The sequence below is a fragment of the Psychrobacter sp. Ps2 genome (genome assembly GCF_022129405.1).
Classification (GTDB): Bacteria; Pseudomonadota; Gammaproteobacteria; order Pseudomonadales; family Moraxellaceae; genus Psychrobacter.
The window spans coordinates 576,058-598,876 of sequence record NZ_JADQAM010000061.1 but is presented as its reverse complement, the minus strand read 5'-3'; the positions used below and the strand labels follow the sequence as shown (position 1 = coordinate 598,876).

At 43.5% G+C, this 22,819-nt stretch carries 18 protein-coding genes; 14 read left to right on the top strand and 4 right to left on the bottom strand.

The genetic code is table 11. The features are described 5' to 3' along the window. The first annotated feature begins 33 nt into the window (after positions 1-33). From nuoH to I3254_RS14080, 8 genes are all read left to right on the top strand, one after another. Positions 34-1,026 carry an NADH-quinone oxidoreductase subunit NuoH gene (nuoH, locus tag I3254_RS14115; protein WP_238053321.1) on the top strand — a complete coding sequence of 331 codons (993 nt, stop codon included), beginning with the start codon at positions 34-36 and terminating at the stop codon, positions 1,024-1,026. Positions 1,027-1,094: 68 nt separating this feature from the next. After that, positions 1,095-1,643, top strand: coding sequence for an NADH-quinone oxidoreductase subunit NuoI (gene nuoI, locus I3254_RS14110; protein WP_010198902.1), 549 nt, complete (start codon positions 1,095-1,097; stop codon positions 1,641-1,643). Then, positions 1,640-2,383 (top strand): NADH-quinone oxidoreductase subunit J, encoded by a 744-nt coding sequence (gene nuoJ, locus I3254_RS14105; protein WP_238053283.1) that lies wholly within the window; start codon positions 1,640-1,642, stop codon positions 2,381-2,383. The genes nuoI and nuoJ overlap by 4 nt, the downstream gene beginning before the upstream one ends. A 98-nt stretch (positions 2,384-2,481) precedes the next feature. Beyond that, the gene (nuoK, locus tag I3254_RS14100) at positions 2,482-2,790 is read left to right on the top strand and encodes an NADH-quinone oxidoreductase subunit NuoK (RefSeq protein WP_025653102.1); all 309 of its coding nucleotides are present in this window, start codon (positions 2,482-2,484) and stop codon (positions 2,788-2,790) included. A gap of 4 nt (positions 2,791-2,794) precedes the next feature. Beyond that, positions 2,795-4,669 carry an NADH-quinone oxidoreductase subunit L gene (gene nuoL / locus I3254_RS14095; RefSeq protein WP_238053282.1) on the top strand — a complete coding sequence of 625 codons (1,875 nt, stop codon included), beginning with the start codon at positions 2,795-2,797 and terminating at the stop codon, positions 4,667-4,669. Positions 4,670-4,671: 2 nt separating this feature from the next. Then, entirely contained in the window at positions 4,672-6,297 is a 1,626-nt protein-coding gene (gene nuoM, locus I3254_RS14090; RefSeq protein ID WP_238053281.1) for an NADH-quinone oxidoreductase subunit M, read from the top strand. 3 nt (positions 6,298-6,300) lie between these two features. Then, a complete protein-coding gene (locus I3254_RS14085; protein WP_201555948.1) occupies positions 6,301-7,779 on the top strand; it encodes an NADH-quinone oxidoreductase subunit N in 1,479 nt (492 codons plus the stop codon). A 194-nt stretch (positions 7,780-7,973) separates the two neighbouring features. Continuing rightward, positions 7,974-8,801 (top strand): ferredoxin--NADP reductase, encoded by an 828-nt coding sequence (locus tag I3254_RS14080; RefSeq protein ID WP_201605241.1) that lies wholly within the window; start codon positions 7,974-7,976, stop codon positions 8,799-8,801. A gap of 100 nt (positions 8,802-8,901) precedes the next feature. Here the strand turns inward: I3254_RS14080 and I3254_RS14075 are convergent, their stop codons facing one another. Then, on the bottom strand, positions 8,902-9,681 hold the full coding sequence (locus I3254_RS14075) for a hypothetical protein (protein WP_224737876.1): 780 nt from the start codon (positions 9,679-9,681) through the stop codon (positions 8,902-8,904). A gap of 581 nt (positions 9,682-10,262) precedes the next feature. Here I3254_RS14075 and I3254_RS14070 point away from each other — a divergent pair. Both I3254_RS14070 and I3254_RS14065 read left to right on the top strand, forming a co-directional pair. Then, on the top strand, positions 10,263-11,150 hold the full coding sequence (locus tag I3254_RS14070; RefSeq protein WP_238053280.1) for a TonB family protein: 888 nt from the start codon (positions 10,263-10,265) through the stop codon (positions 11,148-11,150). 190 nt (positions 11,151-11,340) lie between these two features. Beyond that, positions 11,341-12,216, top strand: coding sequence for a mechanosensitive ion channel domain-containing protein (locus I3254_RS14065; RefSeq protein ID WP_101206253.1), 876 nt, complete (start codon positions 11,341-11,343; stop codon positions 12,214-12,216). 49 nt (positions 12,217-12,265) lie between these two features. Here I3254_RS14065 and ybeY read toward each other — a convergent pair whose 3' ends face one another. Then, a complete protein-coding gene (gene ybeY, locus I3254_RS14060; RefSeq protein ID WP_238053279.1) occupies positions 12,266-12,865 on the bottom strand; it encodes an rRNA maturation RNase YbeY in 600 nt (199 codons plus the stop codon). 317 nt (positions 12,866-13,182) lie between these two features. Further along, positions 13,183-14,286, bottom strand: coding sequence for a PhoH family protein (locus I3254_RS14055; protein WP_179798643.1), 1,104 nt, complete (start codon positions 14,284-14,286; stop codon positions 13,183-13,185). Positions 14,287-14,885: 599 nt separating this feature from the next. Between I3254_RS14055 and I3254_RS14050 the strand changes: the two genes are divergently transcribed. The 3 genes from I3254_RS14050 to I3254_RS14040 all read left to right on the top strand — a co-directional run bounded on the left by I3254_RS14050 (position 14,886) and on the right by I3254_RS14040 (position 18,933). Then, on the top strand, positions 14,886-16,214 hold the full coding sequence (locus I3254_RS14050) for an FAD-dependent monooxygenase (RefSeq protein WP_238053278.1): 1,329 nt from the start codon (positions 14,886-14,888) through the stop codon (positions 16,212-16,214). 166 nt (positions 16,215-16,380) lie between these two features. Continuing rightward, a complete protein-coding gene (locus tag I3254_RS14045) occupies positions 16,381-17,664 on the top strand; it encodes an FAD-dependent oxidoreductase (RefSeq protein WP_238053277.1) in 1,284 nt (427 codons plus the stop codon). A gap of 36 nt (positions 17,665-17,700) precedes the next feature. Further along, positions 17,701-18,933, top strand: coding sequence for a PIN domain-containing protein (locus I3254_RS14040; protein ID WP_238053276.1), 1,233 nt, complete (start codon positions 17,701-17,703; stop codon positions 18,931-18,933). A gap of 1 nt (position 18,934) precedes the next feature. Here the strand turns inward: I3254_RS14040 and I3254_RS14035 are convergent, their stop codons facing one another. Further along, entirely contained in the window at positions 18,935-19,846 is a 912-nt protein-coding gene (locus I3254_RS14035; RefSeq protein WP_238053275.1) for a lysine exporter LysO family protein, read from the bottom strand. A gap of 264 nt (positions 19,847-20,110) precedes the next feature. Here I3254_RS14035 and I3254_RS14030 point away from each other — a divergent pair, with 264 nt between their 5' ends. Beyond that, a complete protein-coding gene (locus I3254_RS14030) occupies positions 20,111-22,819 on the top strand; it encodes an alpha/beta fold hydrolase (protein ID WP_238053274.1) in 2,709 nt (902 codons plus the stop codon).

Sequence of the window (22,819 nt, the reverse complement as noted above, 5' to 3'; positions counted from 1 at the left end):
ATCCCTGATGTGCCAAGCTTTTTGGCCAATAGCATGAGCTTTGATACTTGGTCTATTCTGTTTTTGGTGGGTCAATCGCTAGTCATCTTTTTGGTCGTGGTATTGGTTGCCGCGATGATGATTATCTATGAGCGCCGTATGTTGGCCTTATGGCAAGATCGTTATGGTCCAAACCGTGTTGGGCCTTTTGGTTCGTTGCAGTTAGTCGCCGATATGCTCAAAATCTTCTTTAAGGAAGATTGGACACCAAACTTTACCGATAAGTTTATGTTCACGTTGGCACCTGCGGTCGCAATGTTTACTGCCTTGGCCTCATTTGCCATTATTCCTATCTCACCATCACTTGGCGTGGTTGATTGGGATATTGGTATTCTATTTTTCTTTGCCATGGCGGGTATTGCTGTCTATGCGGTGATGTTCGGCGGTTGGGCCTCTGCCAACAAATTCTCGCTACTCGGTGGTTTGCGCTCAGCTGCACAGACGATCAGTTACGAAGTGTTTTTGGGTTTGTCGTTGATGGGCGTTGTTGCGCTAACAGGTTCATTTAACCTACGTGCCATTGTTGAAGCGCAAGCGGACGGCTGGTATATCATTCCGCAGTTCTTCGGATTTTTGACCTTTGTGGTGGCTGGTGTGGCCGTTACCCATAGACATCCATTTGACCAACCAGAAGCAGAGCAAGAACTGGCTGAAGGCTATCATGTCGAATATTCTGGCATGAAGTTTGGTATGTTCTTCATTGGTGAGTATGTCAATGTTGTCTTAATTTCTGCCTTAATGACTTGCTTGTTCTTTGGCGGTTGGCTTGCGCCGTTCAATTTAGATATTCCATTTATTCCACCAGCTTTTTGGTTCATGATTAAAACGCTGTTCTTTATGACCATGTTTGTTTTGGCTCGAGGCTCACTCATGCGTCCGCGTTATGATCAGGTGATGAACTTTGGCTGGAAAGTATGTCTGCCCGTAACCTTAATCAATCTATTGATTACTGCTGCGGTCATTTTGATCTTTTCCCCAACGTTATAGTCATTACTAGTAGCCATCACTAGCCATTACTGATGAACTAGGGTAAAGCTGATAAGGATAATAATCCCATGTTTACTACCATAAAAAAGACCGTCATTGGTATATTTACCATTGTCCGCAGCATGTGGATGGTCAATAGTCATGCGCTCAGACCGCGTGACACCATCCTTTATCCTGAAGAGCCGGTACCTGTACCGCCGCGTTTTCGTGGACGTATTGTCCTAACGCGTGATCCTGATGGAGACGAGCGCTGTGTCGCTTGTAACTTGTGTGCGGTGGCATGTCCGGTAGGGTGTATCTCATTACAAAAAGCCGAGCGTGAAGATGGACGCTGGTATCCAGAGTTTTTCCGTATTAACTTCTCACGCTGTATTTTTTGTGGATTGTGTGAAGAGGCCTGTCCAACGACAGCGATTCAAATGACCCCAGATTTTGAGCTGGGTGAATATAAGCGCCAAGATTTGGTCTACGAAAAAGAGCATTTGCTCATTTCAGGACCAGGTAAATACCCTGATTATAACTATTATCGTGTGACAGGTATGGCGGTAGCAGATAAACCAAAAGGCGCAGCACAAAATGAGTCTGCACCGATTGATCTAAGGAGCTTGCTACCATGATGAATATTTTGAACCATCCTGAACTGGCTGGGTTTTATTCGCTTGCAGCAGTGGCAGTATTTGCCAGTCTGCGCGTAGTGACTCAGGCCAATCCAGTGCATGCTATCTTATCGATGATTGTATCGTTGCTGGCAATTGCTGGGATATTTTTTGTATTAGGTGCGCCGTTTGCGGGTGCGCTAGAGATTGTTGTTTATGCTGGTGCCATTATGGTGCTATTTGTCTTTGTCATTATGATGCTTAATTTGGGCATGAGCAATGACGAGCGCGAAGAGCGTTGGCTCGATGCCGGCACTTGGGCGATACCGACAGGATTGACGATAATCATTGCCGTTGTGCTCTATGCGATGATTGGTCTCAATCATGATGAAGCCGTTATGATGGGTGGCACGACTATCTCTGCCAAAGCAGTGGGTACGGTGTTATTTACCAAATACATTATGCTGGTTGAAGTAGCAGCATTGCTATTATTGGCAGCCTTGGTCGCCGCTTATCATTTAGGTAAAGAGACAGTCGACGATGAGGTCATCGGTAATGATAGCCAAAACTTCAAGCCAAGCGTAGGCAGTATCAAACAATACGACAATGATAGTAGGCTTACAAAGCATGACGGCGTAGAAATGGCTAAGCCTTACGAATATAAAGATGTTGACCCGCATGACTATGTAGGTATGAAGGTAGGCATGAAAGCAGGTAGTCAAGTAGGTGCGAATAAAGTTACGCGCAAGGAGTCAGACTAATGGTACTAGCAGCAAGCGTGGCACAAGATGTGTCAAACGTGCCGTTTGCCCACGAGGTGGCAGGCTTAGTACAGCCAGTTGCTGAGGCGCAAAATGTACTGGGTATGATACCCATGAGCCATGGACTGATTTTGGCAGGTATTTTATTTGCCATCGGTCTGTGCGGCGTCATGGTACGACGTAACTTCTTATTTATGCTAATGAGTCTTGAGATCATGATGAATGCGGCAGCATTGGCATTTGTAGTGGCAGGTAGTCGCTGGGTCGATCCAGACGGACAGATTATGTTTATCTTTATTTTGACCTTGGCCGCGGCTGAAGCGTCAATTGGTCTGGCAATATTATTGCGTTTTTATCATCAGCGTGGGCATCTCGATGTCGATAGCGCCAATGAGATGAAAGGATGATGTCATGAGTTTATTACCATTAACCTTTATATTCCCGCTCATTGGCTTTTTGATTTTAGCCTTTATGCGCGACAAATTATCAGAAACGGTCGCAGCGATTGTTGGCGTGGGTAGCATGCTGCTCTCAGCATTATGCACGCTAGTGGTTAGCTATACCTTTTTGACCACTAATCCAGCTGGAACGGTAATTGACGTTCCGCTATGGACGTGGTTCCAAGTTGGCGATTTTGCCCCACATTTCGGTTTGAGCTTTGATGGTCTTGCATTGACCATGACAGGTGTTATCACTGGGATTGGCTTTTTAATTCATCTGTTTGCCTCTTGGTATATGAAAGGCGACACTGGCTTTGCTCGTTTCTTTAGCTATATGAATTTGTTTGTGGCCAGTATGTTGTTACTGGTACTCGCAGATGATCTGTTCTTGCTATATCTCGGTTGGGAAGGCGTGGGTATCTGTTCGTACCTATTGATTGGTTATTATTACCATGACAGAGCCAACGGCCGTGCTGCGATGAAAGCCTTTACCGTCACGCGTGTCGGTGATGTATTCTTAGCCTTTGGTTTGTTTCTATTATTCCGCGAATTCGGCACGCTCAATATTCAAGAAATTATTACGCGCGCGCCAGAAGTGTTTGATATTAATAATCCAACGATGATGCTTACCACCATGATGTTGGTCGGCGGCGCGATGGGTAAGTCAGCGCAGTTGCCACTACATACATGGCTTGCTGATGCGATGGCAGGCCCGACACCAGTATCGGCATTGATTCACGCGGCAACAATGGTGACGGCAGGTGTTTATTTGATTGCTCGTCTACATCCATTGTTTGAGTTGACCCCAGGTATCTTATTGTATTGGGTTGGCGGCGTAGGGGCATTGACGTTGGTTGTTGCTGGATTCTGTGCGCTTGCACAAACGGACATCAAACGTATCCTTGCGTACTCAACCATGAGTCAGATTGGCTATATGTTTTTGGCCTTAGGCGTGGGCGCGTGGCAAGGGGCAATCTTCCACTTGATGACGCACGCCTTCTTTAAAGCATTGCTGTTCTTATCATCCGGTGCGGTCATCCTTGCGGTACATCACGAGCAAGATATCTTTAAAATGGGTGGTCTACGTAAAAAGATACCATTGGTATTTTGGTGTTATATCGTCGGTGGTGGTGCGCTCGCTGCCATACCTTGGGTTACCGTTGGTTTTTATTCTAAAGAAGCAATTCTTTGGGAAACCTATGCTACAGGTCATCTAGTATTATTCTATATGGGTGTATTCGGTGCGTTCCTAACGGCGATTTATACGTTCCGTATGATTTGGATCATATTCTTTGGTGAAGAAAAAACCCATGCTCATAAGCTATCAGGTGTGTCGTATTGGTTGCCTTTGACCGTGTTGCTAGTGCTATCTACAGCCGTTGGTGCTTGGATTACGCCACCATTAGATGGTGTCTTACCAGAGAGCGTTGGCCATCTATTAGAAGTTGCTGGTCAAGCTCATGCTAAGCATACCGCAGAGTATATCGCGATGGGTGCAATGGCAGCAGGTTTGATATTGGCTGCACTGTTGTATGTCGTCAATAAAGGCAGAATGCTCACTAGCTTTAAGCGCTCACGTATTGGTGGGGCGCTATATCACTGGTGTTATCATGGCCTAGGTTTCGACGCGCTATATGATGTAATTTTTGTAAAACCCTTTTTATTCATCGGCCGCTTACTTAAAGCCGACCCTATCGATAAAACGTGGTTGCTGTTACCTAAGCTGGCCTCAGCAGGTAATAAAGTATTGTCTGCGACGCAAACAGGGTCTCTTCGAGGTTATGCCACAAGCTTTGGCTTGGGTATGGCTGTATTGCTGGTGCTGGTAATGATGACGGTGGTGTAAAGATGATTGAGTTACAACAAACGTGGATGCTACCAGCATTAATTGCAATTCCTTTTATTGCAGGATTGCTATGCTGGGTGGTAGAGCGATTTAATAAACGTCTGCCGCGCTGGATTGCCTTGATCGGTATGACGTTGACCTTTGCTTTGTCATTGGTGCTTTGGCAGCAAGGTGATTTTAGCGGTATGAGTAAGCAGGTCATTGCGCCAGATGCTGCCGTGCCTTGGGTAGCAGAATTTAGTGTGCCGTGGATACCAAGTTTCGGTATTAGCTTTCACTTAGCGCTAGATGGTTTGTCATTGATGATGGTGGCCTTAACAGGGTTGCTTGGTGTGGCAGCCGTTGCTTGTTCGTGGAATGAGATTCAGCGCCGTGTTGGTTTCTTCCATTTAAACTTGCTATGGAGTTTGGGCGGCGTCATCGGTGTTTTCTTGGCCATTGACTTATTCTTATTCTTCTTCTTTTGGGAGATGATGCTGGTTCCTATCTACTTCTTGATCGCAATTTGGGGTCATGATGTGGTTGGCAAAACCAAAGAATACGCGGCCACCAAGTTCTTTATCTATACCCAAGCGTCTGGGCTTATCATGCTCATCGGTATTTTGGTATTGGTCATTATCAGCTACGCCCAAAAAGGGGTAGTGAGCTTTAACTATAATGATTTGCTCGGTACGTCACTTGGTGGCTGGGAATATCCCATCATGCTGTGCTTCTTTATTGGCTTTGCGGTGAAGTTGCCAATCATTCCTTTCCACGGCTGGTTGCCAGATGCGCATGCACAGGCACCAACGGCAGGTTCGGTGGATTTGGCAGGGGTGCTCATTAAGACTGCCGCCTATGGTTTGATTCGTTTTGTGTTGCCGCTATTTCCAGTAGCGTCACAAGAGTTTGCGCCGATAGCGATAACATTAGGTACGATTGGTATCTTCTATGGTGCATGGCTTGCGTTTATGCAGACCGATATGAAGCGTTTGCTAGCGTATACCAGTATCTCGCATATGGGCTTTGTGGTACTGGCAATCTATGCTGGTACATTACTCAGCTTACAAGGTCTGATGATTCAGATGCTTGCTCATGGCTTGAGTTCAGCCGCACTATTCATCATGGCAGGACAGCTATATGAGCGTCTGCATACGCGTGATTTGACGTTGATGGGTGGTATGTGGGGACAGTTCCGTTACTACGCACCGATACTGATGTTCTTCTGTGCAGCATTGCTTGGTATTCCAGGCACAGGTAACTTCATTGGCGAGTTCATGATTTTATTCGGCTCATTTGCTCAGTATCCCGTGTTTGTGGTATTTGCGACATTCAGTTTGGTATTAGCAGGTCTTTATTCACTGATTTTGATTCATCGCGCGTTATTTGGTGAAAACAACATCGCTGCATTGGCAGAGCGAGAGACTAAGTCACATGGCTTACCTGCACGTAAACTAAAAGATTTGGGCAAGCGCGAGCTGTCATTACTACTGATATTAGCTGCTGGTTTGGTATGGCTCGGACTGTACCCACAGCCGTTCCTTGATACCTCAAGTCACGCTATGCAGTGGATCAATAACGCATATATATACAGTCAAGTGACACAGGTAGATGCGTCGCAGCTGCTTGATGTAATGGAGGCACGTTAAGTCATGAATGATATTACGATGAATGATTTGATAGGATTGTTGCCTTACGCGCCGATTATCGCCGTAGTGATTACGGTACTGACGGTTATGATCGCGATTACCTTTAAACGCTCGCACATGGTCACTGGTACGATTACGGTGGCAGGCTTAAACATTGGTCTATTTACCCTGATCGGTCAGATGATCGGTGTGATTGAAAGCGGATCTATCGCGCCAAATGCTGAGCAGTTATTTGTTATTGATAACTTTGCTCAGTTTAATATGGTGGTGATTTTTATCTGTGCCTTGGCTTGTTGTACGCTGTCTTATGCGTATCTGGCCAACCTAAAAGACAATAAAGAAGAGCTGTACTTGCTCATGCTGCTATCGACCATTGGTGCATTACTCATGGTAAGCGCGCAGCATATGGCGTCATTCTTTATGAGCCTAGAGATGCTATCAGTACCACTATATGGTTTGCTTGCTTATACTTATATGCGCAACCAGTCACTTGAGTCGGGATTGAAGTATTTGGTATTGTCGGCGACTGCATCAGCGACGTTGCTGATGGGTATGGCCTTTATCTATGCAGAAGTAGGCTCGCTAGCATTTAAGCCAATCAGCATGGTGCTAGGCAATATCTTTGAGTCGCCACTACTGATACTGGGCGCGGCAATGATGATGTTTGGTATCGCCTTTAAACTCTCAGCTGCTCCTTTCCATATGTGGACGCCAGATGTTTACGAAGGTGCACCAGCGCCTATCGCTACCTTTTTAGCATCAGTATCAAAAGTGGCGATGATGGCACTAGCCGTGCGTTTCTTAATCGATACTGCTTTGCTGGCATTGCCATCAGTGCAGATGCTATTGATGGTAATGGCCACTTTATCTATCTTGGTAGGTAACTTATTGGCAGTACGTCAAACTAGCCTTAAGCGTCTACTCGGTTACTCATCTATTGCCCATATGGGTTATGTGATGATCGTGATTGTCAGCATTGGCTCGGCCGCTGATAGTATCTCTAGTATGTATATGGCGGTTTATGCCTTTACCTCTATCGGTGCCTTTGGTGTAGTGACGTTGATGTCGAGTCCGTATCGCTTATCTGGTGAAGCTGATGAGTTGACGCATTATCAAGGGCTATTCTGGCGTCGTCCATTATTGACCGCTGTCATGACTATCATGATGTTGTCATTGGCTGGTATTCCGTTGACGGCAGGCTTTATCACTAAGCTATTTGCTATCTTAGCTGCGGTACAAGGCACCAACTGGTTCTTGGCTGCGATGATTATCTTGGGCAGTGCGATTGGTCTATTCTACTACTTACGCGTTTTACTCACGCTGTTCAAACGTCCTAAGCAGTTCATCGAGTTTGACGTGTCTGGGCAATGGGGTATTCGTACCGGTGGTATCATGGTCATTGCTGTGACGGCGATTATTCTATTCTTTGGTATCTTGCCAAATAGTATGATTGAGTGGGCAAGTTTGGCTCGCATTTGGTAATGTCGCTGAGTTAATACAACAGATAAGTCGCTGCGATCTATCTGTTGTTACGGTTAAAAAACCAAGATGCGCCAGCTTTATGATAAGCTTGGCGCATCTTTTTTTATGCTTACCTTTTTGGTATTTATTTTCTTTTGCCTATCAAAGGTATCTTATAAAAATACAGTTTAATAAAGTATAAGTGACGAATAATTATGAGTGATAATATTCAAACAGTAACGGTGCTCAGTAAAACTACATGGACGCCGAACTTATTTAGCTTTACCGTCAGCCGTCCCGATAGTTTTAAGTTTACAGCGGGGCAGTTTGTACGTTTAGGCGTCAATCCCAGTCAATTAAAATATTACCAGCAGACTGATGCAAGTGATGAAACTGCTGATAGCGCATTGAATGAAGATGTCTTTCGCGCGTATTCGATTGTCTCTTCGCCCTTTGATGAGGTGATAGAGTTTTTCTCTATCGTGATTCCTGATGGTGCATTTACGTCGCAATTGCAGCACTTACAAGTGGGTGATGAACTGCTACTTAATACGATGCCATTTGGATTTTTGACGTTAGCACGTTACCAAAAACCATTGCCCAAAGACTTATGGCTGCTAGCAACAGGGACTGGTTTAGCACCGTTTTTGTCAATGCTGCAAGATTTAAAGACATGGGAAGATTACGAGCACATCGTATTGGCTTATAGCGCACGTTCGCTCGATGAACTTGCTTACGTTGAGAAAATCGAAAGCCTACAAGAAGACTTCGGTACACTGGTTGATAATCCAGCAAAGCTTATCTTTATCCCAACCGTCACTCGTGAGCCTGTCGAAGGCGCGTTGTCAGAGCGTCTGCCGAAGCTACTGCTAGAGGGTACGTTACAAGCGCGCGCGGGTATCGCATTAGATATTGATACTACGCATGTCATGCTATGTGGCAACCCAGACATGGTAGAAGATACCAAAGAGGCGTTAAAGACATTGGGTCTGGTGATGAATCGCCGAGGTGAGGGTAATATCGCTGTTGAGAACTATTGGTAGAGGTAGCTGACGATTATCTTGGTTAACAAAAAACGCTGCATCTTACAGGTTATTAGCCTTACAGATGCAGCGTTTTCTTATGGGATAAAACATTAGCGACTTACTCTTGACTTGGCTCAGTCGCATCGTCTACAGGGTTAATAGGGCCTTGCATCAATTCAGGATCGTCATCATCACCGATGATATCTTCGTTACTGCTGGCCGCCAGTAAATCACGATAGTTGATTTGAGCCTTCAAAATCATTTGTTCTTCTTCTAGCTCGCCATAATTTATCTGTACCTTATGCAAGGTACTCATGATTTTCTTGTTGTTTTTTAACCAACGATGGATATCGAGATAAATCACTTCGTCTTTTGCGCGAGCAATATTGACGTACGACAGAATAAAGCCTAAAGGGTCTTTTTTGAGGACGCTATGATAAAACCAAATCGCCAGTTTGACGCCTTGACGTTTCACGAAAGATTCGCAGCGCAGATTCAATATATCGGTATAAGTTTGCTGACCAAATACAAAGCGTTGCACATTGCGATCGAGTTGGACGTGAACTAAGCTAAAGTTACTTGCCACCTCGGCATAGATGCCGCCTGCATTGACAGTGCAGTACAAACGAAACCAATCCTCATGCATCTCGACACGTAGCTCTAAAATGGCTTTTACATTGTCGGTGACGAATTTTTGTAGTGCATCATTAACGTAAGTCTGTGCCACTGGCAATGACAACTCATCTTCGAACTTGTCCGTCGTCTTATTATAGATATCTTTAACCGATTGGGCGATACGCTCCCAACCACTGCCGAATGACTCGTCAAAACGATAGCCAATACTCTCGAAGAACTCATCAAAATTGTCTGAATTATTCACGTTATCAAAGTCACTCAAACTTATTATCCTTATAGGGCGCGTCATTCAATCGGTGACGTAAAAATGGCTAAACAAACTTTGCATGCTATCGTTAATTTGAACGAAAGCTAATCATCTATAATTTCTAAATATCTACGACCATTAGTAATTTTTATACTGATAGGTAGCAAAAGCGAAAAACTGACCTCTGATACTAGTGCATAGTGAATCTACATTTACTGTGCTGCTTGATAATCTGCCGTGCCTAATCAACACGATGCACAGTTTTGATTGTTGCAAAGTATCTTGCTACTAATTCTATTGTGATAAAGTAGTATATAACAAATACAGTGGCTTCAAAATGAACACATGCGTTTTGTAGCAATTCATTTGGTATAGACAGTGTTTCGTCTGCCTTATATATTCTCAAATGCACGTTTTTTAATTAGCGGATAAGGTTACCAATACGGCATAGCAGATGTCAAAATGCCGTCTCAGTGTTTATACTGGCGACATAATTCTATGTCATGTTATGATAGCGCCAGTATAAATCATGCCTATCGTTACAACACTTGTTAAATAGTGCTTTGTACTGCTGTGCTCACAAGCTGAGATTCATTGTGGCCTATATAAAAGACTCACAGAGCTATCATTTTTCCGCGCAAGCGCCCAAGCGTGATATAAGTTTGCCTGTTGCTATTGTTATTGCGGTGGCTGTTCATGTGCTGATTATTTTCGGAATTAGCTTTTCTATGGGAAAAGACCCAGCTGCTATGATGCAAGATGTGGCAAAGGTACTGACCGACAATATGAAGCCCAATGAAGATGCACACTTTATTGCCAACGCTTCACAAGAGGGCGGCGGTACAATAGAAGAGCAGCTCAGACAAGAGAACAATCAGTTAAGTGCAATGTCTGCTGAGCAAATGAGTGAGACTCAAGACATCGTTAACTTACAGCGTAAAGTGCGTCAGCAGCGTTATCAAGAAAGCTACCTACGCACGACGTTGAGTTGGCGTCAGGCCACTGTAGAGTCGGATAATGACAGCGAGCAAGCGCAAGATGACGCGATGGCGCAAGAAGAGCGGCTACGTAAGCAGATTGCTACCTTAGAAGCTCAGCTATCTCAGCGTCAGCAGGTCTACGCGACCAAATCCAAAGTCGTGACCATGGATAGTAACTCGACCACACGGGGTGCGGCAGCAGACTATATCAATACATTCCGTGAGCATGTCGAGCGTGTAGGTAACTTGCATTATCCCGTGCAAGCGCGCGCTCAAGGCATTACGGGTGAAGTACGGCTAATGGTTATCATCAGTAACGACGGCAATATCAAAGCCATTCGACTGCTTGAAAGCTCGAACTCTACGATATTGGATGAAGCGGCCAAGCAGTCGGTACGACAAGCTGCACCCTTTGGTAAATTCACCGAAGACATGAACGATATCGTCGAGCTGCGCTTGATACGTACTTACCGCTATAGTGATACAGTCGAAGTAACGTACTAAGGTTAATGTATTCATGCACTAAGAAGATAGGTGCTAAGAAGACAAGCACTAAGAAAAAAGCTACTGAAATTAAAGTTACTGAAAAAATGTCACTGAAAACACAACTGTTAAGAATAACGCTTAACGCACTATTTTTTATAATCACAGATATCCAAGTTCATAACACACAGCTATAAAATAAAGAGTCAGTATGGAATTTTTAGGTTTTACCGTCGATGTCGCTACCTTAACGAGCAATGCCCTAGAGCTGGTCATTAAAGTCGCTTTAGCAATACTTATATTTATCGTTGGACGTTGGCTTGCCAAAAAGGCAGTCGCTTTTTCCGATCGCTTGATGACGCGCAGCCATCTGGACGAGACAGTTGCTAGTTTTTTAAGTCGCCTATTGTATGGCGTGCTACTGGTCGTGGTGATTTTAGCTGCACTTAGCAAAGTCGGTGTACAGACTACGTCGGTCGTCGCAATCTTAGGTGGTGCCGCTGTTGCCGTTGGTTTGTCACTAAAAGACCAGTTATCAAATTTTGCCGCTGGTATTATGATTGTGACGTTTCGCCCGTTTGTACGCGGCGATTACGTACAGATTAGTAGCTACACAGGTACAGTGACAGAGATTACCTTGGTTAATACCCATCTGACGACCATTAACAATCACGATATCATCATTCCCAATAGCGATATCACGACTTCACCTGTGGTCAATTATACAGCGCTACCCAATCGCCGCGTCGATATCACTGTCGGTATTGGCTATGATGCTGATATCAAAACGGCTAAAGACGTGATGTTAAGTCTGGCAAGAAATAACCCATTGGCTTTTACTGATCCTGAGCCTATCGTGCGAGTGACCAATCTAGGCGATAACTCAGTAGATCTTACCTTAAACGTTTGGACAACCAATGCCGACTGGTGGTCGATGCAATGCGAGCTATTGGAGCAATTCAAGCAAGCTTTAGATGATGAGAAAATCGAGATTCCATTCCCGCAGCGCAGTGTCCATGTTAAAGGCTTAGACCATATGATCAACCAAATGGGTCAAGCGCAAAAGCTACCATTAACTAAAGATTAATGAGTAGCTGCCTAATAGTTAGAAGGCTGTTTAATAAAGCAGTGCTAGTTTAGATATAAGGATTTGGTAGGTTTAGGCCTGCCAAAATCTCAATTTCAAAGTACTCCATCTCATCTTGTTCAGCTTGTCCGAGCTCATGATCAAAACCTAGTAGGTGTAGCACGCCATGCACTAGCAAATGGCTGATGTGCTGCGCCACTGTTTTGTCCTGTTCAGCCGCTTCACGTACTATCACTTCATGACAGATAACCAGCTCTCCAAGAGGCAATGTTGGCATCAGCTCAATGACGGCTGCAGGTAATTCGCTTGGATAAGACAAAATATTGGTCGCATAGTCCTTGCCGCGTGCTTCTAGATTTAAAGCACGGCCTTCGAATTCATCAGTGATATATATATCTAGTGTTTTAGACTTTTCCTGCCAAAGCTCAGGATCAATATCTGCAAAATAGGGTAAGGTCAGACCATTATTAGTACGACCATCTATATAATCTAAAGTCGCCATCATGACTGACAGTAAATGCTCGCGATTATAAAAAGTATCTAATATTTCATCATCAATACTGTCGGTCGCACTGATATCAAGTGCTGCTAAGCTAGCATGGTTGCTAGCGATCTTGTCATCGAAGTTAGTATTGTCAAGTTGGCTCATATTGATGTCCTTTTTATTATAAATAAATGCGTTTCTAATGCTGCATCTTCTAGGTGATTTATTTGCCAGCTCTTTTAATATAAAAGTAGCTTAATTATTGTCTCTTATTGCTAAGTTTTTGACTCGTAAATAGAGGCCTATGTATAGAATACATAGAGGCTACTATAGCTAAGTTACTGGTAGGCTACTAGTAGCGAAAGAGCTAAATTCAATAAACTGCTGGTAAGAAAAAACCGGACTACTTTGAGTAATCCGGTTTTCTTATACAAGCTAAATGCTCATAGCAAATGATTGTAATTCAATGATTAGCTTGATTATTACAGATTGGCTGCTGCATTAGCGACGGCTTGTCTACGCTCTTGTTCTTTAATACGTTCAAACTTACGTTTTTCTTCTAAAGCCATTTGTTCTTCATCAAATACGTCATAGGCTTCAACAATTTGTTGTACCAATTGATGTCGTACGACGTCTTTTGAATCAAACTTTGTGATATGAATCTCTTCGATATCCTTTAGAATATCCATCGCTTGTGCCAAGCCTGATTTGTGACCCCGTGGCAAATCGACCTGAGTAATGTCACCAGTAATGACGGCACGTGAGCCAAAGCCCAAACGGGTCAAAAACATTTTCATCTGTTCAGGCGTGGTATTTTGCGCTTCATCTAGAATGACAAACGAGTTATTCAAAGTACGACCACGCATATAAGCAAGCGGTGCCACTTCGATAATCTGACGCTCAATCATTTTACCGACTTTTTCAAAGCCTATCATCTCATAGAGTGCGTCATATAGCGGGCGTAAGTACGGATCGATTTTTTGGGTCAAATCACCTGGCAAGAAGCCCAACTTTTCGCCAGCTTCTACTGCTGGACGTACTAGCAAAATACGCTCAATCTCATTACGCTCAAGCATATCGACGGCACATGCCACTGCTAGATACGTTTTACCCGTACCAGCTGGCCCAATACCAAACGATACATCAGAGCTCAGGACGTTTTTTACGTAGCGCTGTTGGTTGCCACCACGCGGAACGATGCGGCCTTTACGTGTGCGTAAACTGATGGGCGTAAATTCGCTAGCCTCATCCAAATCTTCATCATATTCCATATCATCATGGTCTTGCTCGTCTTCTTCGATGTCTTCATCACGAGAGAGGCTAGATTGGATGATGAGATGCAGCTCTTCTGCACTGATGTCTTTGGTGTTCTGTGCTTCATCTACCATTTTGTAGATAATACGTTCACCGCGTTCGACATTGGTCACATCGCCACTCAGGCAAAAATCGCCTTGGCGCTGCATGATTTTAATATCGAGGCGTTCTTGGATATATTTCATGTGATTGTTATATTCACCAAGCACGGTTTTTAGCTGTGCTGGGGTCAATGATTCAAACTTTATACGGCGGCTCATGGAATCAGTCAAGCGATTATCCTTTTATTGTGTACCCGACGCTATGATTTGGTTTTAATTGCGTGGCGGGTTGCAGAGATAAAATAGTTAGTGGAATTACAGTGTTTAGGTGATAAAAAGATTGTAGATGATAAAAATGACGGCGTTATTATTGTTGTTTTTGTGGAAGGTAGTAAGTAAAAGTAATGAAAGTCTTGCCTTCATTATGGTAGAGAATTTTTAAATTTCAAGCCATACATTAGATAGATAACGCTGTTTTTGTATGCTGATTGCAACTGCTACAGCGATTTTCTATAGATCGATTCGATGTTGCTATCAGTTCTATATAATTCATCGCTACCCATCGTATGATAGTGCTCTAATAAAATTAAGATTTTTGAGTTTTATGAATATAAACATCATTTACGATGATAGTGAAGAAACGATTTGTCTACGGTTAAGACCACGGCATAATAGACAATTTGTGGTAATCTATGGGCGATACCATGAGTTGCTGCAACCTATCTAACCACGACAGTAACGTGATAAAAATTATAAAATAAAGTCAGTGACGAGCAGTTGTCTATCATAAATAAACTGCTTGTCCAAAAAATTATAATAGGAAAATAACGATGCAAGATACTGATTCACATTTATCCAATGCTGACAGCATACCTAAAAAGTTCGACAGCATCTCTAAAAAGAAAGAAGCGATAACTGACCAGCAAGTGCTTATCGCAGGTGGTGGTCATGTTGGTTTGTCTTTTGCATTGCTATTGGCCCATCACGGTATTGCGAGTACCTTATTAGAAAAAAACAGTTATCCAACCATCAGTCCAACGGATGATAGGACTCGCAGCCATTATTTAGACAGTCGCAATACGGCGTTATCACGGCGCACGGTACAAATATATCAAGAGATTGGCCTGTGGGATGAGTTACAGAGCCATGCCTGCCGTATCGACACTGTACAGATTAGTGAGCAAGGCAGCTTTGGGCGCGCGCAGCTAAATAAAGCAGAAGAGCGCGTTGAGTCATTTGGGCAAGTCATCGAAAACGCTTGGCTGGGTCGTAAACTTTTATTAGCCGCACAGCAAGCGCCATTAATTACCTTGATAGATAATGCCAATGTGACGACTGTCCAGCAGCAAGCCGATAGTGTGACACTTAGCTTTAATTATAACGATGAAGCCGAAAACGAGCAGCAGCTACAAGCTAGCGTATTAGTCGCTTGTGATGGACGCGATTCTACAGTACGCCAACTGCTAGATATTAGTACAACTACGTATGACTATCAGCAAACGGCCATCGTCGGCGTAGTAGAGACAGATATGCCACACGGGCATGCAGCGATTGAGCGTTTCAGTCCAGCTGGCCCACTTGCCGTGCTCCCACTGACCGATCCAGAGGGCGATGGCAACGATGAGTATCAACAAGGCTACAGACGCTCCGTGGTGTGGATATGCCCAACAGGTGAAGAAACTAGATACTTAGAAGACGACGCCCATTTCTTGCAGACGCTACAGCAAGCTTTCGGTCAACGCGCTGGCAAGTTCACAACTGCTGGTCGCCGCGGCGCCTATCCATTGACCCGCGTACTAGCAAATAAGCAAGTAGAAGGGCGCTGCGTCATTATGGGCAATGCCGCTCATACCTTACACCCTGTCGCTGGTCAAGGGTTTAATCTCTGTATGCGAGATGCACATGTGCTGGCACAAATGCTAAATGCACAAGTGCTCAAAGGCGCAGATATCGGTGATGCACAGCTATTAAAGCGTTATGAAAAAGCACGTCAAACCGACCAGAAGCGAGTGATTCGTTTTTGTGATGCGGTAGTACATGGCTTCACCCATCCTAACCCAGCGATTAAACTGGCAAGAAATATGGCATTGTTGGCCTTTGATAAATTGCCAAATATCAAGCCACTAGTCGCCACTTATGCGATGGGTCTAAAATCATAGCGCTATAGCTAATCCTCTTTAAAGGAGTGACAGCGTTAACCTCGCTTGAAGTATTGCCTATACAGCTGCACTCGGTTGCCTTGTCTCTCTTTTAAACTGAATCAACTAACTGTAATTAAGATTGATAATAAGCATTCTAATATTGAGCAATATTGAGAGACACCTTATGAAAAAAAACCATACGTTGATCATCGGTAGCGGTATCGTTGGGGCAACGCTTGCTCTAAAGTTGGCACAAGCAAAAATGTCAGTGACGTTGATTGATGCCCGTCCTGAGCGTGATGAGTCAGCTTGGCAACATGTACTTAGCAAACGTGATGCACGTGTCTATGCACTTAGTATGGCTAGTATTAATTTGCTTAAAGATATTGGCGCGTGGCAACATATTGCCGTCTCTAAACGCAAAGCAGACTACTCGCAAATGCAGGTATGGCAGCTAAATGGTATGGGTGAGTTGTTATTTGGCGAAAGTGAAGATAGCAGCGCCGAGGATAATAGTAATAAAAATCATGAGTATACAGTATTAGGTAGTATGGTTGAGCCTGCTGTCATTGAGCACGCACTATGGCAGCGTTTGCATGAAGATGATGTCAGTGACTATCTGACCCTTATCGCTGGTCATAAAGTTGTCAATATGGATTGGCTAGGGGCGCAGCAAGGCTACCGTGTAACTCTAGACAATGGCGAAGCGATTGATGCGTGTCTATTAGTTGGTGCTGATGGTCGCGGTTCATTTGTCCGTCAGCAAGCAGGGATTGGCGTAGATACACTTGACTATAAACAAACTGCCATCTGCTGTGCGATTCAGACTGAGAAACCACATCAAGCGACAGCACGTCAAGCTATGCTACCAACAGGTACGTTGGCACTATTGCCACTAGCTGATATAACCGATGTTGATAAGGCAAGCCCGCAGCATTGGCAGTCGATCGTATGGACATTGCCGCGCAATCAAGCGTTGGCATTGATAGAGGAAGAAGATCGATTTATTGCTGATAAGTTAGCAGCTGCCAGCAATTACGAGTTGGGTGCGATTAATCAGATTGAGTCTATCGCTAGTTTTCCATTAGCGGCACAGCAAGCGAAAAGCTACGTCGCTGATAACTTGGTACTTATTGGCGATGCAGCTCATGGCGTACATCCGCTGGCAGGTCAAGGACTGAACCTTGGTATGCTGGACGTGCAAGTATTATGTGAGCAGCTAACGCATGACTTTACCCGTAGTGGCGGTACGCTTTGGGGCAGCAATCAAACGCTACGTCATTATGAGCGTTCGCGCCGTCCGCATAATAGCCTGATGATGCACAGCTTTTCTGCGCTTAATTGGTTATTTGCAGGGTCGCTTGCACAAATGCGTCCTGTGCAGCAGATACGTAATGAGGGTATGTACCGAGTCAGCAAAATCAAGCCATTGATGCGTTTATTTGCTAAGCAAGCGAGTGGGGTTTAGGAATAACAATTTAAATTAAATAATAAGAATATTTTCATGAAGCACATTTTAATCGACTATGAGAACATTCAGCCCAAAAGCTTCGATAATGTAGAGGTGGATGAATGTCATGTATGGCTTTTTTTGGGTATTAATCAGCAGAAGAGTCTACCTCTTGAATTGGTTGAAAACTTGCTCAGGTTTGATAATGAAAATGTGCACATTATTAAGATGCAACATGCAGGGAAGAATGCGCTAGATTTTTACTTGTCTTTTTATCTTGGCAAAATCTCTGAAATTGATCCTAGTGCTGATGTTTGTATTTTAGCAAGAGATAGTGGTTATGATATCTTGGTTGAGCATCTCAATAGTGCCTATGATGGTATGAGTATCATGCGGTTAGAAAATGCTAATCAGCTAACTGTGGCTTACGAGTCAAACATAGAAAGTGCATCAGATATAAAAAAAAGCCAACTTGTCATCGAAGACAGTCATCATGTTTTGTGTGATGACGTTACTAGCGTTGCCATGGACAATAAAAAATCTTTAGAGCAAAGCCTTGAAGAGAGTGTTCCCAAATCGGTTATACATGAGTGTTACGTGTTGGTTTTTGATAGCATTGTCAATCGTAAGGTGTTTTTACCGGGCTATAAATCTAACCTATTGTACTCGATAAAGAAGTACGTTCCAGTGACAGTACTAAAGAGATTTAATAGTACTGAGCAAGATTATATTTTTGAACAGGTTTTTGGAAAATTTATCAAAGCAGGACTTATTAGCCTTGATGAAAATGAAGAAAAATTAATTTATAAAATAGATAGTCAAGGAATATTAGATTTAGTCACTGATCAAGTTTTACGAAGTAAGGCAAAAGAAATTGATGGATTGAATAATGTGATCAAGCAAAAACTTGCAAGTTATCGCCAAGCAAATAGTCAGGATCAAATTGATTTAGTTGTAACTTACCTCAAAAAAAAGGCAATAATAAAACAGGATAACAAAGCTATCTATTACTCACCTTTCGATAATATCAAAGGAAATTCGAGTAAAGTTTCACAAGATGATAATAAGAATAGCAAAGACTCTGCTACAACATATCAACGTGCAATAGCACAGCTAAAAAGTAGACCAGCAGGTACTCGACCATCCAAAAAGTCAAGTTTAACAAACTATCTTAAAAGCCATTTACGTAATGAAGACTCTAAAACCATCGATAAGCTAGTTAAACAGATGGTTAGTAATAAAATAATCGTAATATCAAATACGAATAAGCTGATCTACAAAATATAGCTTAGCCAAGCGCCGAAAAGAACACCATCAGTACTGGCGAGACAATGTTAATCAAAAAGCCAAAGCTAATCGCTAGTGGCACGACTTTTAGACCACCTGACTGCTGAATGATAGGCAAGGTAAAGTCTAAACTGGTCGCGCCGCCAAGCCCAACCGCAGCGGAGGGGTATTTGCGCATAAATACCGGAATAAAGATTAACGCAAAGAACTCGCGTACCAAGTCATTAAACAACGCGACACTACCCCAAACCGCGCCATAAGCATCGGTCATGACAATCGCTGATAGCGAGTACCAACCAAACCCTGACGATAGTGCTAAGCCTTTCGTCCATGACACATCAGTAAATAGTAGTGCAAAGATAAGCCCACCCGCCAATACCGCTAGCGTAAAGATGACACTCATTTCTACGCCGCGTTTATTCAGTAGTACTTCTTTTAAGGTGATGCCCGATCCTTTTAAGCCTATACCGACCAGTAAAATCAAAATCATCAGCATGACAGTCATAGAGTTTTCAGGCGGCATATAATCAGCAGGCAAGAAATAGCCAATCACCATCCCGATCACCACACAAACCACTTGCGCCAAGCTACCTCGAATGCTCACCCGATGCTCTTTAGATTTTACGCTTGATTTTTTGGCATGCCACGGGCGCAGATGATCGAACAACATCAGCCCAAATAAACCTGAACCAATCGTCAGTATCGATAATACAGTGACATATAAGGCAATTTCACCCAACTGATTACCTAGACCTTCTACCTGAGACAGCTCAATACCGATCAACGCTAGGATAATAAATACCAAGTATGATAGACCTTTGTCGGCCAATTTTGTCATAGTAGGGTTAGACGGAATGGCAAAGCCAATAAACATTGGCATTAATACCAGAACAAGGGTGACTAGGCTTTCCATGATAAAGGGCTCGCAGCATTTTTAATAAGGCGTTTTTAAGAAGCTGAAGATTGTACCATATAAGGTTAATAGTATTGATATGAGCCACTGAGATTCATTGTAAATCATCGCTCATTGTTGGCTAAACTGGAAAAACTGGACGATTATAATGATGTTAATAAATATCTTTTTCAAAATGTTTGAACGTTTTTGAGCGCTTTGTAATTCTTTACCTTATAAACTTTTGTTGCTACATTAAAGTACTGAAAATATTTGGCTAAACTCATGTCGCTATATCAGCTCAAAACTCAGTTTCAAAATCAACTACGTCCGATAAGCAATACGCTGGTTGAGCAAAATGTTACCGCTAATCAAGTGACAGTATCCGCTGTTTTATTAAGTATCGGTACTGCCTATATCATTGCCAAACCAGCGGCTGAACAGCAGCGGCTGTGGCTTTTATTACCATCATCATTATTTGTACGTATGGCACTCAATGCCATCGATGGCATGATGGCCCGTGAACATGGCCAGGCATCAACGCTAGGAGCCGTGTTAAACGAGGTAGGTGATATGGTTGCCGATACGGCTCTATTAGCGAGTCTGGCGCCTCATATTCTGACCCCTCATATCAATAACAAAGAACGGCAAACGGTAATAGCCAACTTACCAACGAACATATCAATTTCTCAGCACCATATCACTGCTCTGATCGCGCTTAGTATTGGCACCGAGCTGTTGGGCGTTACTAGTAATACCATGTTAGGTGTTCGTGCTAACCAAGGGCCTTTGGGCAAAAGCGATCGTGCCTTCTTATTAGGTATGCTTGGTGCGTTTATGGGCATTAGAGCCAAAGCGCCAGTAAGTATTAAAGGGCAGGTGGCTTTACCTGCTATCAGAATGAGTCAATTATTTATATTAACAGAGATAATGCTACTAAAGACCTGTCTCAATCGACTACGTTATATGACAGAGTTATACTTGATGCATAACCCACCTCAGCTGCGATCCGTACTGGGTGAGTCAACAAACAACTCACTATTTCTTACTGTTGTTTTACCAAGTACTTCTACTGATAACGCTCGCCCATTGGAGTTCAAAGAAATGCCAACCACAACCGTTGATAGTCAAAAATTCGAAGAACAGGCCAGTGTTGGTTTTGACTTGCCTGCATCTAAAATCATCAATGGTGAAAGCTGTTATAACGCTTACGACGGCACGGCTATTTATTATCGCTATTGGCTAACGACGCCTTTAGAAGACATGAAAAAATCAGCTATCAAGCAAGCCAACCAACCGTTGCGCCAAGTTATTTTATTGCACCGAGGACATGAGCATTCAGGACGATTGGCAGAGCTAGGAGAGCAGTTTGCAACCGCTGGCTATCAAGTATTTGCTTGGGATGCGCGCGGTAATGGTCGCTCAGGCGGCATCAAAGACCATGCAGAGAGCGTTACCGAGCTTGAGCGAGATTTAGAAGGTTTTGTCCAACTGGTGATTGAGCACACAGGCATTGCTATCGAGGATACGCTGATTGTCGCCAGTAGTATCGGCGCGGTATTGGCAGCAGCATGGGTACACGATTATGCGCCTAATATTCGTGGCATGATACTTGGTACGCCTGCGCTCAGTATTCGTCTGTATCTGCCCTTTGCCATACCATCGCTAAAGGTGGCGCGTACGCTAGGTCTGATGTCACGTGTCAGCAGCTATGTTAAAGCACAAGTACTGACCCATGATAAAGACGCGCAGCAAGCTTACAATGCTGATCCGTTAATTTCCAACAGTATCTCGACCGACTTACTCATCGACACTCATGCAACGGGTCAGCGTTTACTTGATGATGCTGGTGCTATTACCGTACCGACGTTTGTCTTGTGTGCGGGCAAGGATTATGTGGTCGATAAGCAGGCTGAGCGCGCATTTTATGAAGCGATTAACACACCGATCAAACGCTGGCAGTTGTATCCAGACAGCTACCATGCAATTTTTCATGAGACCAATAAAGCCGATATATTTGCCGACTGTATTGATTTCGCTGAGGAAATATTTAGCACGCCAGTTCAAGCCCCTGATTTGAGTACGGCTCACTTAAACAGTGCCAGTAAGGATAAAGTAGATCGTTTGGCGATTAAACCATTCAATCCAAACTTTGCAATTACCCGTTTTGCGATGCAGAAATTTGGTCATGTCAGCGATGCAATTGCTACAGGGCTTGAGCATGGATTTGATTCAGGTCACTCGCTGGATCACGTCTATTACAATCAGCCTAGCGGTCAGAATAAATTTGGCCAGGCAATCGATAAGTTTTATTTAAATAATATTGGTTGGCAAGGTATTCGTATTCGTCGTGAGCATATATTGGAATTGGCACGCTTAGCACTCGCAGATATTGAAGATAAAAATCAAAGTAGTAATAAACCATACCGACCAAAACTGTTAGATATCGCTAGTGGACATGGTTTTTATGCATTTGATCTGCTGACAGAGTTTGCAGATTTGTATGCTGAGCTGCGTGATTATGAGATGCATAATATTCAAGCATTGCAAGCAAAGGCGGAGCGTTTGGCCATAAGCAATCGAGTAATGACCAGTCAAAAGGACGCCTTTGATCCTGCCAGTTATATTGATGTACATACGAATGACACTAGCACCGATACTAAAAAAGCAGATCTTGCTATTGCTTCTGGGTTATTTGAATTATTCTCTGATAATGCGCTACCAGCGACAGCTTTAGCAGGTATTTATAACAGTTTAAAATCAGGCGGTTATCTGATTTATACCAACCAACCGTGGCACCCTGAGCAAGAATTTATCAGTAAGACATTAAACAATCACCGTGGCAGTAGTTGGGTGATGCGCTGTCGCTCGCAAGCGGAGATGGATCAACTGGTTGAGCGTGCAGGCTTTAAGAAAGTCACGATGCGTATCGATCGCTTTGGTATTTTTACCGTGTCATTAGCGATTAAAACTGCACAAACTGATGATGAGTGA

What these genes read in the sequence shown, in the direction of transcription:
- I3254_RS14080 (WP_201605241.1), top strand. Translation starts at nt 7,974, where the DNA reads ATGAGTGATAATATTCAAACAGTAACGGTGCTCAGTAAAACTACATGG.
- ybeY (WP_238053279.1), bottom strand. Translation starts at nt 12,865, where the DNA reads ATGAGCCAACTTGACAATACTAACTTCGATGACAAGATCGCTAGCAAC.
- nuoM (WP_238053281.1), top strand. Translation starts at nt 4,672, where the DNA reads ATGATTGAGTTACAACAAACGTGGATGCTACCAGCATTAATTGCAATT.
- nuoI (WP_010198902.1), top strand. Translation starts at nt 1,095, where the DNA reads ATGTTTACTACCATAAAAAAGACCGTCATTGGTATATTTACCATTGTC.
- I3254_RS14050 (WP_238053278.1), top strand. Translation starts at nt 14,886, where the DNA reads ATGCAAGATACTGATTCACATTTATCCAATGCTGACAGCATACCTAAA.
- nuoH (WP_238053321.1), top strand. Translation starts at nt 34, where the DNA reads ATGAGCTTTGATACTTGGTCTATTCTGTTTTTGGTGGGTCAATCGCTA.
- I3254_RS14035 (WP_238053275.1), bottom strand. Translation starts at nt 19,846, where the DNA reads ATGGAAAGCCTAGTCACCCTTGTTCTGGTATTAATGCCAATGTTTATT.
- I3254_RS14030 (WP_238053274.1), top strand. Translation starts at nt 20,111, where the DNA reads ATGTCGCTATATCAGCTCAAAACTCAGTTTCAAAATCAACTACGTCCG.
- I3254_RS14085 (WP_201555948.1), top strand. Translation starts at nt 6,301, where the DNA reads ATGAATGATATTACGATGAATGATTTGATAGGATTGTTGCCTTACGCG.
- I3254_RS14040 (WP_238053276.1), top strand. Translation starts at nt 17,701, where the DNA reads ATGAAGCACATTTTAATCGACTATGAGAACATTCAGCCCAAAAGCTTC.
- nuoJ (WP_238053283.1), top strand. Translation starts at nt 1,640, where the DNA reads ATGATGAATATTTTGAACCATCCTGAACTGGCTGGGTTTTATTCGCTT.
- I3254_RS14045 (WP_238053277.1), top strand. Translation starts at nt 16,381, where the DNA reads ATGAAAAAAAACCATACGTTGATCATCGGTAGCGGTATCGTTGGGGCA.
- I3254_RS14065 (WP_101206253.1), top strand. Translation starts at nt 11,341, where the DNA reads ATGGAATTTTTAGGTTTTACCGTCGATGTCGCTACCTTAACGAGCAAT.
- nuoL (WP_238053282.1), top strand. Translation starts at nt 2,795, where the DNA reads ATGAGTTTATTACCATTAACCTTTATATTCCCGCTCATTGGCTTTTTG.